Below are 14,868 nucleotides of genomic sequence, written 5' to 3'. Positions count from 1 at the left end.
TCTCTTGATAATGGAAGTCTCAATTTAATTGGAAGTTAATATGAAAATAGAACATTACCAACGCTTAACCAAACAAGCCGTTGCATTAATTGAATCAGAAACCGATCTAACTGCTAACCTTGCTAATATCAGTTCATTATTATTCATGGAATTGGATGGCTTGAATTGGGCGGGTTTCTATTTAATGAAGCAGGACCAAGCTAAGGAAAAAGACGAACTTGTACTGGGTCCTTTCCAAGGTCAACCTGCTTGTGTGCGAATTCCGGTAGGGCGTGGAGTGTGTGGAACTGCGGTTGCGTCGAATACAGTTCAGCGCATTCATGATGTTCATGAGTTCGAAGGTCACATCGCTTGTGACGCTGCAAGTAACTCAGAAATCGTTATTCCGTTCTCGATTGGCGGAAAAATAGCGGGTGTTCTTGATATCGATAGCCCAAATGTTGGCCGTTTTTCTCAAATTGACGAGGACGGATTGACATTTTTCATGGCAGAAGTGGAAAAGCTGCTTAATTCGCACGCGAACAAGGCATAAATTATTCTCTTACTGTGGTTTTTCCCAAGCATCTCTCTATAATACGTAAAAATATTTTCTTAATGCTCGCGGAAAACCGCAAAAACCAGGAACCCACATGGAAAACACTGAAAAGTTAAAAAACAGCAAAGAAGTTATCGCATATATTGCTGAATGTTTCCCTAAATGCTTTACTCTAGAAGGTGAAGCGAAGCCACTTAAAATTGGTATTTTTCAAGATCTTGCTGAACGTCTAAATGAAGACGAAAAAGTAAGTAAGACTCAGCTTCGTGCAGCGTTAAGACAGTACACATCATCATGGCGTTACCTGCACGGCGTAAAAGCTGGCGCAGAACGTGTTGACCTAGACGGCAACGCGTGTGGCACACTAGAAGAAGAGCACGTTGAACACGCTAAAGCTACACTTGCTGAAAGCAAAGCGAAAGTTCAGGCTCGTCGTAAAGAACAAGCACAAAAAGCTCGTGAAGAAGGCAAAGCGAAACCTAAGGCGAAGAAAGCTCAACAGCCTCGTCGTCAAGCGCCTAAAGCACCAAAAGTAGAAAAGCCTGTAGAAACACGCGCTTTGAACGCTGACGAATTCATCGCTGGCAAAGAAGTAAATGTGAACATGGGTAAAGGAAACATGGCTGCGACCATTGTTGAAATCAATAAGGAAGATGTGCGTGTTCAGTTAGCAAACGGCCTACAAATGGTTGTTAAAGCGGAGCACTTGCGCGCTTAAAGGAGATACTCCTACGCATGAAATGCCGTTCAAAATTGACACTGATTGCTGCTAGCTTTTGGCTAGCAGCTTCAGCTCAGGCTCTTGAAGCCAAATTAGATCAGGACGATTTACCTCTACTCGCTCCTGAGGTCCAACACGAAACTGCTAGTAAACGTGTTACTTCTCGATTTACTCGTTCTCACTATAAACACTTCAATCTCAACGATGATTTCTCTCAAGCTATCTTTAATCGTTACTTAGAGATGCTGGATTATAATCGTAATATCTTCACTCAAGCTGATATTGACTCTTTCTCTGCGTCATCTAAACAAATTGATGATCAGCTGAAATCGGGCAATAACCAGATTGCATTCGATGTTTATAATCTGTCTATGCAGAAGCGTTTTGAACGTTTTCAATATGCATTGTCTTTGCTAGATACAGAGATTAAGTTTGATACCGATGAAAGTATTGAGCTCAATCGTAGTGAAGCTGAGTGGCCAAAAGATATCGCTGAAGTGAATGAGCTTTGGAGAAAACGCGTTAAATATGATGCGTTGAATCTAAAACTTACTGGTAAGGAGTGGCCAGAGATTCAAGAAGTTTTGGAAAAGCGTTACAACAATGCGATGAAGCGTATTACGCAATCGCATAATGAAGATGCTTTCCAGATCTACATGAACGCATTTGCGCGTGAAGTTGATCCTCACACAAGTTACCTTTCTCCAAGAAATGCAGAACAATTCCAATCTGAGATGAACCTATCTCTAGAAGGTATTGGTGCTGTGCTTCAGATGACAGACGACTACACCGTTATTCGCTCTTTAGTTGCTGGTGGCCCTGCGTCAAACAGCAAACAATTGAGTGATGGAGACCGCATTGTTGGTGTTGGTCAAGATGGCGAAGAAATTGTTGATGTTATCGGGTGGCGTTTAGACGATGTAGTACAACTTATTAAAGGCCCTAAAGGGACCAAAGTTAAGCTACAGATCTTGCCAGATGGTAAAGATGCAAAAAGTCACGTTGTCACAATTGTTCGCGATAAGATTCGTTTAGAAGACCGCGCTGTTAAATCAGAAGTGATCGAGAAAGACGGCAAGAAAATTGGTGTATTAGAAGTACCAAGTTTCTACGTTGGCCTTTCTAAAGATACCGATAAACTGATCACCGAGCTTAAAGAGCAAGGTGTTGAAGGTATTATTGTTGACCTCCGAAACAACGGTGGTGGTGCACTGACTGAAGCAACTGAACTCTCTGGTTTGTTTATCAAAGAAGGACCTGTTGTTCAGGTTCGTGATAGCTACGGTCGTGTCAAAGTGAACAGTGATACTGATGGTCAAATCAGTTACCAAGGCCCGTTAACGGTATTGGTGAATCGCTACAGTGCTTCAGCGTCTGAAATCTTTGCAGCAGCGATGCAAGATTATGGCCGTGCAATCATCCTAGGTGAAAACTCTTTCGGTAAAGGTACGGTGCAACAGCATCGCTCTTTGAATCATATTTATGATTTGTTCGATAAAGAGTTAGGCTACGTTCAATACACAATCCAAAAATTCTACCGAATCAATGGTGGTAGTACGCAAAACAAGGGTGTAGTACCTGATATTGCTTACCCAACGCCAATTGATCCTGCAGATACTGGTGAAAGTGTTGAAGACAACGCTCTTCCTTGGGACAGCATCGACAAAGCGAAGTACTCAGTGTTACAGCGTAACGATGAGCAAATTGCTGCTTTAACAGCTCAACACCAAGCTCGTATTGCGACAGACATGGAATTTGGCTTTATCGCGCAAGATATTGAAAAATATAAGGCAGATAAAGACGATAACGACCTTTCTTTGAATGAAAAGGTACGTCAGCAAGAGAGCGATGATGCGGATGCGCTTCGTCTAGATCGTATCAATCAACGTCAAAAAGCCGCTAAGTTAGAGGCATTTAAAACGTTGGATGATATTCCAAAAGACTACGAAGCCCCGGATGCTTATCTTGATGAATCAGTTGCTATCATGCTGGATATGATCAAGAAATAAACAAAATACCTGTTATAAGGTGATTGTTTAAAGACGTACTATTTGAAAAGCGAGCTTAGGCTCGCTTTTTTTGTTCCTGTGTTCTTGCCTCGAATAATGTCATGTTAACGGCATGCTTCCTCGCTTTTTAACTTGCTGCAGAACCACTGTTATTTGATTTTCGGCTGTGAAGTACACTGTAAAAATAACTAAACTTAAGTATTATTTTTCGATTGATAATGACATTTAAGTTACTTCGCACTTAAAATTTAGTGACTTAGATCATATTTTTTCGCTTTCTATTCATTACGTGCCTAAGCTTAAAGAAAACGAGGGGACGCTTATGAAATGGATTCTACTATTTTTATCTTGTTTAAGTTTTGTGGCTTTTGGGAGCGAGGTCGCTTCGAGTAACCAACAATCAAAAAGTGATAGTAATCTATCTCATTTTGACCTTCCTTTGCTGCTTGGTGATTGGTATTTGATGAATCCTGATCCTGAGCAAGGCACTGAAAACTTTAGAGCGATCAAGCTCACTCTTGATTCAAACTACTCATTCACTATCGATATCCAAAAGAAAGACTACAGTGTCGATCATTGGGAAGGTTTGTATAACGCCAATGAAGACACGATTATTTTGGGTTTGAATACCTCAGAACCTCAGGTTTACGCGTACAGCAGTAATCACAACATGCTGAATCTTAACGGTGTTATGTTCACCAAGGCCTTGCCAAATGCATTGGCGGGAATCTGGTCAAGTGCCCAACTGTCTGGAAGCGATCTACGTGCGAGTAACATTCAAAAAATGGATTTAGTCCTTCAGCCGGACTTTATATTCATGTTCCGAGTATCAGATGAAGAAGGTGGTGAAGTCATTCGTCGCGGGGTGTATTACACAGAAGGCGATCAACTAGTGTTACTTTATGAGAACGGTGAACACGGCACTCGATATACACTGAACAGCGATGTGTTAACGCTGCAAGGTGAAGAGGGAGATATGTTTGCGGTACTCAATCGCATTCGATAATCGTGAGTTTTAGCAGTAACGGCGTACTCGTTGATAATATTGTGCACAGTACATTTCTTAGGCGTTCCTGTCTGATTTGATTGATAAAATAGCAAAACATGGAGGCATTTTCTTACAATGCCTCCTTTTTTTAATATTCCCCTTGTTTTATTGGCGCTCAACCTTTAGATATATACAGTTAAAAAATAATTACGTATAACGATCAAAAGGAACCCGTCATGGCACATACACCTCAAGCCAAGTATCGTAAAGATTATCAATCACCATCTCACACGATTTCTGAAATCGATCTTACTTTCGATTTGTACGACTCAGCATCCATTGTTACGGCTGTTTCTAGTGTTAAGCAGGAGAAAGACAGCACGACATTAGTACTTGATGGTGAAGGCTTGAAGTTGGTTTCTGTTTTGGTAGAAGGTAAAGAGTGGACTCAATATGAACAGTCTGAAACTCAACTTACGCTGAATGACCTTCCAAAAGAATTTACTCTAACCATCGTTACCGAAGTTAACCCTGAAGGGAACAGTGCACTTGAAGGCTTGTACAAGTCGGGTGGCGCGTTCTGTACTCAATGTGAAGCTGAAGGTTTCCGCCGTATCACTTACTACATGGATCGCCCAGATGTGTTGGCGAAATTCACTACAACGGTAATTGCAGACAAAGCAGAGAACCCATTCTTATTAAGTAATGGTAACCGTGTAGATGAAGGTGAAGCTGAAAACGGTCGTCATTGGGTGAAGTGGCAAGACCCACATCCAAAACCAGCGTACTTGTTTGCTTTAGTAGCGGGTGACTTTGATGTACTTCGTGACGCATACACTACACAATCGGGTCGTAAAGTTGACCTAGAAATCTTTGTTGATAAAGGCAATCTAGACCGTGCGAGCCACGCGATGGTTTCTTTGATTAACTCAATGAAGTGGGACGAAGAACGTTTCAATCTTGAATACGACTTAGACATCTACATGATCGTAGCCGTTGATTTCTTCAACATGGGTGCGATGGAAAACAAAGGCTTGAACGTATTCAATTCGAAGTTCGTTCTAGCAAACGACCAAACTGCAACGGATACAGATTACCTAGGTATTGAAGCAGTAATCGGCCATGAATATTTCCACAACTGGACAGGTAACCGAGTGACGTGTCGCGATTGGTTCCAGTTAAGTCTGAAAGAAGGCTTAACGGTATTCCGTGACCAAGAATTCTCATCTGATCTTGGTTCTCGCGCAGTAAACCGTATTAACAATGTACGTATCATTCGCGGTCCACAATTTGCAGAAGATGCTAGCCCAATGTCTCATCCAATTCGTCCAGAAAAAGTGATAGAAATGAATAACTTCTATACTTTGACCGTGTACGAAAAGGGCAGTGAAGTGATCCGTATGATCCACACATTGTTGGGCGAAGATGGTTTCCAAAAAGGCATGAAGCTGTACTTCGAACGTCACGATGGTACGGCTGCAACATGTGAAGACTTCGTCGCGGCAATGGAAGATGCGTCGGGCGTTGACTTATCTCAGTTCCGCTTATGGTACAGCCAGTCTGGTACGCCGACGCTGTCTGTTGAAAGTAAGTACGACGCAGAGAAGAAACAGTACACGTTAACAACTCGCCAAGTAACAGCGCCAACTCATGAGCAAACGGAAAAGCAGGCTCTGCATATTCCTCTTGATATCGAGCTGTACACAGCTGCGGGTGAAGTTGTTGAGTTACAATGTAACGGTAAGCCAGTTCATAATGTATTAGATGTGAAAGAAGCAGAGCAAACGTTCGTGTTTGAAAACGTTTCTGAGCAACCGATCCCATCATTACTTCGTGAATTTTCTGCGCCAGTGAAATTGGAATATGACTACTCAGATGAAGAACTGATCTTCTTGATGGTGAATGCTCGCAATGAATTCTCTCGTTGGGATGCGGGTCAAATGCTATTAGCGAAGTACATCCGCAGTAACGTGGAGAAAGTTCAGCAGGGTCAAGCGTTTGAGCTTTCTGATTCTGTTGTTGATGCATTCCGTGGCGTACTGCTGAGTGATTCACTAGAGCCTGCGTTTATTGCAGAAATGCTTTCTCTACCAAGCCACAATGAAGTATCGGGTTGGTACGAGCGCGTTGATATTGATGCGGTCGCATCGGTTCTTAACTCAATGAAAGTCACACTAGCTGCAGAACTTGAAGACGAGTTAGCGGCGGTTTATCACAGCCACGCACTAACAGAATACACGATCGATCACGATTCGATTGGTAAGCGTACTCTACGTAAAGTTTGCTTAAGTTACTTAGCTCATACTGGGCAGGGTAATGACTTGGTTGTTGCGATGTATCAACAAGCGAATAACATGACAGATACGATGGCAGCAATGGGCGCGGCAAACAGTGCACAACTACCATGTCGTGAAACCTTGATGGTGGATTACAGTGACAAGTGGAAACACGATGGTCTTGTTATGGATAAGTGGTTTGCATTGCAAGGTACAAACCCAAGTTCAAACGCACTTGAAGTGATCAAAGCGTCGATGTCGCACCAGGCGTTCAGTTTGAAGAACCCGAACCGTACCCGTAACTTGGTCGGTTCATTCTTAAACATGAACCCGGTTCAATTCCACGACAAGTCTGGTCAAGGCTATGCATTTGCTGGCGAGATCTTACGTGAGCTAAACAGCAGCAACCCACAAGTGGCTTCACGTCTGATTGACCCGCTACTTAAGTTCCGTAAGTACGATGATGAACGTCAAGCTCTTATCAAAAAAGAACTAGAGACGTTAAAGAACATGGACAACCTAGCAAAAGACTTGTTTGAGAAAGTGACGAAAGCACTAGAGGCTTAAGTCAGCGCGCATTCAGGTAACTGTTTGCTAATAAGCGGTTTACTAATAAACTGTTTGCTACAACGAAAGGTCATCAGTGGTAGAGAATATCTGCCACTGATTTTTTGTTTCTGGTTCATCGAATTTTCGATAAGCTAGAGCAGCTTCAAGTTCAGTTTCACCGTCAGACATCTAAAAGTGCCAAAAAACACTGGCACTGTATATTTATACAGGTATCGTATGAATCGCTATATTTTCCAACTTAACATCTCATATCAGCAGTTTTTGGCCAGCTATTCTGGCGCCGCAAGTAAAGTTCAAGTGATAACAACAACAGGTTTACGCTTACAGTTACCTGCAACTCGGTTCAGACCATTTCTTACACAAATAGGGGTTAGAGGGCAGTTTAGGCTGACAACTGACCAAAAAAATAAGTTTATTAAGTTAGAAGCTCTGTAAACCTTGGCGTGCCTAGTGAGTTAAAAGGAATCTTAATCACATAATCAAACATTTCACCTCTTACCACCTCCAAAACAATTAACTATTTTTCAATAATGCTTTTACAATAAATGAATGCATTACCTTTGCTTAACTCGTTAGTAGAAAAGAGCTCAACGGCACGTTTCAAACACCAGATTAAGTGATCCCCCTAATAATAAAATATAATTCTAATTGTGGAGTGTGACTATGACCGCACGTGAAACTGTGGTTCCAGTTTTACTTGAAAAAGTTTACAAGCTGATTCAAGACAAACTTGACCTTGCTCATCGACCTCTCGTAACTCAACTTGCTCAACACTTGTTTAGTAACGTTTCTCACGACGATCTGACTCAGAGAAACGAATCCGATTTATACGGTGCTGTAGTTAGCTTATGGCATCACATCAATGAAAAGAAAGCCGACGAAATCTCTGTACGCGTTTTCAACCCGACGGTAAGTCGTCAAGGTTGGCAGTCTACTCATACTATCGTTGAGATAGTCGTTCCAGACAGCCCATTCCTTGTTGATTCCGTAAAAATGGCATTGACTCGCCTAGACCTTTCTTCTCACCTTATGCTTCATAACCCAACACAAATCTCTCGCTCAGATAAGGGCAGTGTTGTCGGTGTAAGCAATAACGAAGGTGCATTCCAATCGCTTTTCCATATCGAAGTTGACCGTCTGAGTAGTAAAGCTGAAATGACAGCACTTAAAACGGAGTTGCTGGATATCTTTACCGACACTAGCTTAGTCGTGAACGATTGGTTGAAGATGGTTGAAAGACTTGAAGAAGTGACCAATCAAGTTGAACAGCAAAAAGAGAGCATTCCAGTAGACGGCCAGCGCTTTGATGAAACGTTGGCGTTTCTTCGTTGGTTAGGCCAACACAACTTTACATTCATGGGTTATAAGGAATATGACCTAGTTTCAGTTAACGGCGACACTGAGCTGCAACCGACCAAGGAGCAAGGTCTTGGTTTGTTTGCGAACTCAGACCGTGTACGTAACGTTAAGTTATCTGAGTTTTCTGATTCGGCACGCCTTGAAGCGAAAAAGCCTTATGTTCTTATCGTAACCAAGGGCAACACGGCTTCACGCATTCACCGCCCAGCTTACAATGATTACATTGGTATTAAGAAGTTCGATAAGAACGGTAAGGTCATTGGTGAGCACCGCTTTACTGGTCTTTACACATCTGCCGTTTATAACCAAACCGTTGAAACGATTCCTCTTGTTCGTGAGAAAGTAGAGCGAATCTTAGATGCGAGTGGTTACCGTGAAGGTTCATACTCTTACAAAGCGCTGCACAACATTCTTGAAAACTACCCACGTGATGAACTGCTGCAAGCTCGAGAAGAAGAGCTACTAGAAGTCGGTACGGGCGTAGTACAAATGCAAGATCGCGATCTCCTGCGTTTGTTTGTTCGCAAAGACCCGTTTGGTCGTTTCTTTAGCTGCATGGTTTACGTAACAAAAGATCGTTACAACACTGAGCTTCGTCGCCAAACACAGCGCATCTTGAAACAGTACTTTGGTTGTGAAGAAGAGGTTGAATTTACAACGTACTTCTCTGAAAGCCCGCTAGCAAGAACGCACTATATTGTTCGTGTTGATAACAACAACATGGATGTGGACGTGAAAACAATTGAGCAAAATTTAATGGAAGTATCGTCTACGTGGGATGACCGTCTGTCTGAATCTATCATTGCAAACTTCGGTGAAAGCAAAGGTCTTCCATTGTCGAAAGAGTACATGCGTGCATTCCCACGTTCGTACAAAGAAGACATGATGCCAGGTTCTGCTGTTGCCGACATTGAACGTTTAGAAGCGCTAAGTGAAGACAACAAACTGGGTATGCTTTTCTACCGTCCTCAAGAAGAAGCGGCAGATTCAAAAGCCGTTCGTTTGAAGTTGTTCTATCACAGCGATGAGCCAATTCACCTTTCTGATGTTATGCCAATGCTTGAAAACTTTGGCCTACGCGTTATCGGTGAATCTCCATATGAAGTGCGTAAAACCAACGGTGTGACCTATTGGATCCTTGATTTCTCTATGCTGCACAAGAGCGATAAGACCATTGATCTTCGTGAAGCTCGCGATCTTTTCCAACAAGCCTTTGCGGCAATCTGGGCGGGTGAGTTAGACAGCGATGGTTTCAACCGCTTAGTACTTGGCGCTGGTCTTTCTGGCCGTGAAATCTCAATCTTACGTGCTTATGCTCGTTACATGCGTCAAGTTGGTTTCCCATTCAGCCAACAATACATTGAAGACACATTGTCTCATTACCCAGAATTAGCGAAAGGGCTAGTGAGCCTATTCGGCAAGCGTTTTAACCCGAAACTGAAGGGCAGCGTAAAAGGCCAACAAGATCTTATTAAGAAGATCACTGAACAGTTGGATCATGTAGAAAGCTTGGATGATGATCGTATCATTCGTCGCTACATGGAAATGATCACTGCAACGCTTCGTACTAACTACTACCAAGTAGACGAGAATAAGCAGTCTAAACCTTGGTTGGCTCTGAAAATGAGACCAAGCGAGATTCCAGATATCCCTGCGCCGGTTCCTGCGTTTGAGATCTTCGTTTACGCACCAGACATTGAAGGTGTGCATTTACGTGGCGGTAAAGTAGCACGCGGTGGTTTACGTTGGTCAGACCGTCAAGAGGACTTCCGTACTGAGATTCTAGGCCTAGTTAAAGCGCAACAAGTTAAGAACACGGTTATCGTACCGGTTGGTGCTAAAGGTGGTTTCGTTTGTAAGCGTCAACACATGATGTCTGGCCGAGACGAGATCTTTGCTGAAGGTCAACGTTGTTACAAGCGCTTCATCCGTGCATTGCTAGACGTTTCAGACAACATCATTGAAGGTGAGGTTATCCCACCTAAGAGCGTTGTTCGTCACGATGAAGATGACCCATACTTGGTTGTTGCAGCCGATAAAGGCACCGCGACATTCTCAGATCTAGCGAACTCAGTAGCTGAAGAGTACAACTTCTGGCTAGGTGATGCGTTTGCATCGGGTGGCTCTAACGGTTACGACCACAAAGCCATGGGTATCACGGCGAAAGGTGGCTGGGAATCGGTTAAACGTCACTTCCGCGAAATGGGTATTAACTGTCAAAGCACAGACTTCACTGCCATTGGTGTGGGTGATATGGCGGGTGACGTATTTGGTAACGGTATGCTGCTATCTAAGCACATTCGCTTGCAAGCTGCGTTTAATCACATGCACATCTTCATTGACCCGAATCCAGAATCAGCATCAAGCTGGGTAGAGCGTGACCGTCTGTTTAATCTGCCTCGTTCAAGTTGGGAAGATTACAATAAAGACCTGATTTCTCAAGGTGGTGGCATCTTCTCTCGCCGAGCGAAGTCTATCTCTTTGACACCTGAAATTCAGAAAATGCTGGGTACCAAGAAAGCATCAATGGCACCAAACGACTTGATCAAAGCGATCTTGTCTATGAAAGTTGATCTACTTTGGAACGGCGGTATTGGTACTTACGTTAAGTCTTCTAGTGAGACTCATACCGATGTGGGTGACCGTGCAAATGACGTGCTACGTATCGATGGCCGTGACCTGAAAGCTAAGGTTGTTGGTGAAGGCGGTAACTTGGGTATGACTCAATTGGGTCGTATTGAATACGCTCTAACGGGCGGTCGAGTTAATACTGACTTTGTCGATAACGTTGGTGGTGTAGATTGCTCGGATAACGAAGTTAACATTAAGATCTTCTTGAATGGCTTGGTGTCTAATGGTGATCTTACCGTTAAGCAACGTAACCAAGTTCTTGAATCTATGGAAGATGAAGTAGGTGAAATCGTACTAGACGACGCTTACTGCCAAGCTGAATCTATCTCTGTTACTGAGCATCAAGGTGTAGGCTTAGTGAAAGAGCAAATCCGCTTTATCCACACAATGGAAAAAGCCGGGTACTTAGACCGTGGTTTGGAATACATCCCAGATGACGAAACGCTGCTAGAACGTGAGAAGCAGGGCCAAGCACTAACAAGACCAGAGCTATCAGTATTGATCGCTTACGGTAAAATGGTTCTAAAAGAAGATCTTGTGAGTGATGACATTGCGAATGATGAGTTCCATGCTCAACAACTGATGCAATACTTCCCAACAGAGTTACGCCGTAACTATTATCAGCACATGGATAACCATCCACTTCGTGCAGAGATCATTGCGACTGCGCTTGCTAACCAAATGGTTAACGAGATGGGCTGTAACTTTGTGACTCGCTTGCAAGAAGAAACGGGCGCGAACATTGTTGATATTGCGAATGCTTACGCGGCATCACGTGAAATCTACGGCCTGGGTAAGGTATTGAAGAGCATCCGTGAACTGGACAACATCTCAAGTTCTGAAGCTCAATACGAATTGCTTTACCATGTACGCCGTACGCTTCGTCGTCTAGCACGTTGGTTACTAAGAAACCGTACGGGTAAACAGTCAGTGAATGCATTGATTGAGCTTTACCAAGGTGATGTAGTCGCGATTACTGAGAAGCTGGATGAAAACCTAGTAGCTTCAGAAGTAGAAGAGCATCAAGCAATGGCTCAACTATGGATTGACCAAGGTGTCAACGCTGAGCTGGCTAATTCCGTGGCTCGTTTGTCTAGCTTGTACTCAGCACTGGATATATCCACAGTGGCTCGTGAAACAGGTAAAACAGTACAACAAGCTTCTAAGCTTTACTTCAACCTCGGTGATCGTTTGTCACTGCATTGGTTCTTGAAGCAAATCAATGGCCAAGCTGTAGACAACAACTGGCAAGCACTGGCGCGTGCAGCATTCAGAGAAGATCTGGATTGGCAGCAACGCCAGTTAACTGGTCAAGTACTTAACTGTGGTTGTGCTTCAGATATCGATGTGATTAAAGCGCTTGATGACTGGATGGAAAGTAACTCTGTTTCTCTACATCGTTGGGAAAGCATCCTAAACGAATTCAAAGTAGGTTCTGTTCATGAGTTTGCTAAGTTCTCAGTAGCACTGCGTGAATTGATGCTGTTGAATCTAAACTGCATGTCAAAAGACTAGTTACTAGATAAGACGAAAAAGTATAAGGGCAGGCCAAAAGGTCTGCCTTTTTCGTTTCGGTAAAGTGGAAACAATAGGCCTAACGACTTTTGAAGAACAAACTTCGACGCAAACGTTGTTTGTTGTTAAGTGACCTGATGGCTGTACTAAGGTTGAGATTAGAAATGGCTTAATAACTTGAAGAAACGATAACGTTTGCTTAATAATGAACCTCATTCGTTAGCAAACTTGATTATCTTACCCTTACAGACAGTAATAGATTGAATAGTTGGGTAAATAAGTAAATAATATCGCCCCGTTTACACGGGGCTTTTTTCTATCGGAGGCACAATGCTTTACCGTCTAGCCAGAACTGGCTTTTTCCAACTTGATGCCGAAAAGGCACATGATCTAGCAATTCAAAATTTCAAACGCTTCACAGGCACGCCTATTGATCTTTTGTATCGCCAACAATTACCTCACCGACCTGTAGAGTGCATGGGTCTTACTTTTAAAAACCCAGTTGGCCTTGCTGCCGGCCTAGATAAAAACGGCGAATGTATTGATGCATTTGGCGCGATGGGTTTTGGTTTTGTAGAAGTAGGGACTGTTACTCCGCGTCCGCAAGCGGGTAACGACAAACCTCGTTTGTTCCGTCTTGTTGAAGCTGAAGGTATCATCAACCGCATGGGTTTTAATAACCTAGGCGTTGATAACCTTGTTGAGAATGTTAAGAAGTCGAACTACGACGGCATCTTAGGCATCAACATCGGTAAGAACAAAGACACACCAATTGAAAAGGGTGCTGAAGATTACTTGATCTGTATGGAGAAGGTATATCAATACGCTGGTTACATTGCTGTGAACATCTCTTCACCAAACACTCCAGGACTTCGTTCTCTTCAATACGGCGAAGCACTAGACGATCTATTGTCTGAACTGAAAACGAAACAATCTGAACTAGAAGAGAAGCATGGTAAATATGTTCCTCTTGCTCTTAAGATTGCTCCGGATCTAAGTGACGATGAAATCAGCCAAATTTGTGAATCATTGATCAAAAATAAGATCGATGGTGTGATCGCAACGAACACAACATTGGATCGTTCAATCGTTGAAGGCATGAAGCATTGCGACGAAGCGGGTGGCCTAAGTGGACGTCCAGTTCAATCTCGCAGTACTGAAGTTGTTCGTAAACTTTATCAAGAGCTTGGTGACCAACTGCCGATCATCGGGGTAGGTGGTGTTGATTCGTATGTTGCTGCAAAAGAGAAAATGATGGCAGGCGCTAAGCTTGTACAAGTTTACTCTGGTTTCATTTACAAAGGTCCAGGCCTTGTAGGCGACATCGTTAAAAATCTTTAAACGGCAAGACGCTTTTATTTCTGAAAAGCGACAATCTGGCATCGTCTTAATAAAAGAGACACTGTAACTCACTGAGTTGTAGAGAAAAGCGATAAGAAAGAGGAATTCATTTCCTCTTTTTTTTTGCCTATTGCTCAGTAAAATTACTGTAATTGAAGGTAATTTTGCGTTTTACCTAATGGAATGGTTCAACAGTGTGAGACGAAATGATGCTTAAACCTAGCGATACATGGAGTTGGTATTACGATGAGCAGCAATGTTCATTAATGCTAAACCTCGGAGAGGATATGATTTTCAAAACGAATCTGGTCCGCAATAAGCTGGTGGACTGCGCGTTTCGAGATAATGAATTCACCGTTGATGACGCATCTTCATACCAAACCTTCAAAGAACAAATTTCTGGCTTAGAACTGTCTGAGCCTCGTCAAGCTGAATTAGCACTCTATTGTGTGGCAGCAAAGCGTTTCCATAAGCCTGTACAGCCTAAGAGTTGGTTCTTCGACTCACAAGGTACTGGCCATGAATATCCTCAAGAAGGGGATATTGTACAAATGAATAACGAGCATAGCTTAGGGTATTTCATTGTATTAGAAGTGGGAGAGTGTGCGAGCCTATGTGCATTTGTTGACCTAGAAGAGTTCCTGTTAACGCCTTCAAAAGGACTGCGATTTGGAGACTCAATCAAGGTGATGCACGATAGAATGGTAGACGCGAACGCTATCCTTCATCAGACACACATAGCGATGGTAGGTTAACCTCTAATCTAGCACATCATTTCAACCACGCATCGCAGCACACAAACGTATAAACCTTCCTCAGAATCGGCTCATTAGCCGATTTTTTTGTGCCTAAAAAACCTCATCCTGATAAATACATCACGGCTTAACCATTTAAATAGTGAACTTACGACTATTTTTTCACCT

General features: G+C 42.9%; 9 protein-coding genes. All 9 read left to right on the top strand.

Translation table 11 applies throughout. The annotated features are described in order from the left end of the window. The first annotated feature begins 40 nt into the window (after nucleotides 1-40). The 9 genes from AB4512_RS20810 to AB4512_RS20770 all read left to right on the top strand — a co-directional run bounded on the left by AB4512_RS20810 (nucleotide 41) and on the right by AB4512_RS20770 (nucleotide 14,700). Nucleotides 41-532: a GAF domain-containing protein gene (locus AB4512_RS20810; RefSeq protein WP_017066966.1), complete on the top strand. Its 492-nt coding sequence runs from the start codon at nucleotides 41-43 to the stop codon at nucleotides 530-532. A gap of 97 nt (nucleotides 533-629) precedes the next feature. Then, nucleotides 630-1,253 (top strand): RNA chaperone ProQ, encoded by a 624-nt coding sequence (proQ, locus tag AB4512_RS20805; protein ID WP_017057223.1) that lies wholly within the window; start codon nucleotides 630-632, stop codon nucleotides 1,251-1,253. Nucleotides 1,254-1,270: 17 nt separating this feature from the next. Next, nucleotides 1,271-3,265, top strand: a complete 1,995-nt coding sequence (prc, locus tag AB4512_RS20800; RefSeq protein ID WP_372175535.1) for a carboxy terminal-processing peptidase — start codon at nucleotides 1,271-1,273, stop codon at nucleotides 3,263-3,265. A 322-nt stretch (nucleotides 3,266-3,587) separates the two neighbouring features. Beyond that, entirely contained in the window at nucleotides 3,588-4,271 is a 684-nt protein-coding gene (locus AB4512_RS20795) for a hypothetical protein (protein WP_017068918.1), read from the top strand. 218 nt (nucleotides 4,272-4,489) lie between these two features. Beyond that, nucleotides 4,490-7,096: an aminopeptidase N gene (gene pepN, locus AB4512_RS20790; protein WP_372118705.1), complete on the top strand. Its 2,607-nt coding sequence runs from the start codon at nucleotides 4,490-4,492 to the stop codon at nucleotides 7,094-7,096. 219 nt (nucleotides 7,097-7,315) lie between these two features. Next, nucleotides 7,316-7,534, top strand: coding sequence for a DUF2835 domain-containing protein (locus tag AB4512_RS20785; protein WP_004733645.1), 219 nt, complete (start codon nucleotides 7,316-7,318; stop codon nucleotides 7,532-7,534). 228 nt (nucleotides 7,535-7,762) lie between these two features. Next, a complete protein-coding gene (locus AB4512_RS20780) occupies nucleotides 7,763-12,604 on the top strand; it encodes an NAD-glutamate dehydrogenase (RefSeq protein ID WP_372175534.1) in 4,842 nt (1,613 codons plus the stop codon). A gap of 330 nt (nucleotides 12,605-12,934) precedes the next feature. Continuing rightward, nucleotides 12,935-13,945: a quinone-dependent dihydroorotate dehydrogenase gene (gene pyrD / locus AB4512_RS20775; protein WP_123301690.1), complete on the top strand. Its 1,011-nt coding sequence runs from the start codon at nucleotides 12,935-12,937 to the stop codon at nucleotides 13,943-13,945. Between the two features lie 206 nt (nucleotides 13,946-14,151). Then, the gene (locus tag AB4512_RS20770) at nucleotides 14,152-14,700 is read left to right on the top strand and encodes a cell division protein ZapC (RefSeq protein WP_017063848.1); all 549 of its coding nucleotides are present in this window, start codon (nucleotides 14,152-14,154) and stop codon (nucleotides 14,698-14,700) included. Nucleotides 14,701-14,868: the final 168 nt, after the last annotated feature.

It is taken from the genome of Vibrio sp. 10N.222.52.B7 (genome assembly GCF_041474275.1).
GTDB classification, from domain to species: Bacteria; Pseudomonadota; Gammaproteobacteria; order Enterobacterales; family Vibrionaceae; genus Vibrio; species Vibrio crassostreae_C.
The sequence above is the reverse complement of the archived record's forward strand: the minus strand, read 5'-3'. Positions and strand labels throughout refer to the sequence as shown.

Excerpts from the sequence above, each read along its gene's own strand:
- pyrD (WP_123301690.1), top strand. The coding sequence starts at position 12,935 with ATGCTTTACCGTCTAGCCAGAACTGGCTTTTTCCAACTTGATGCCGAA.
- prc (WP_372175535.1), top strand. The coding sequence starts at position 1,271 with ATGAAATGCCGTTCAAAATTGACACTGATTGCTGCTAGCTTTTGGCTA.
- AB4512_RS20810 (WP_017066966.1), top strand. The coding sequence starts at position 41 with ATGAAAATAGAACATTACCAACGCTTAACCAAACAAGCCGTTGCATTA.
- proQ (WP_017057223.1), top strand. The coding sequence starts at position 630 with ATGGAAAACACTGAAAAGTTAAAAAACAGCAAAGAAGTTATCGCATAT.
- AB4512_RS20785 (WP_004733645.1), top strand. The coding sequence starts at position 7,316 with ATGAATCGCTATATTTTCCAACTTAACATCTCATATCAGCAGTTTTTG.
- AB4512_RS20795 (WP_017068918.1), top strand. The coding sequence starts at position 3,588 with ATGAAATGGATTCTACTATTTTTATCTTGTTTAAGTTTTGTGGCTTTT.
- AB4512_RS20780 (WP_372175534.1), top strand. The coding sequence starts at position 7,763 with ATGACCGCACGTGAAACTGTGGTTCCAGTTTTACTTGAAAAAGTTTAC.
- pepN (WP_372118705.1), top strand. The coding sequence starts at position 4,490 with ATGGCACATACACCTCAAGCCAAGTATCGTAAAGATTATCAATCACCA.
- AB4512_RS20770 (WP_017063848.1), top strand. The coding sequence starts at position 14,152 with ATGATGCTTAAACCTAGCGATACATGGAGTTGGTATTACGATGAGCAG.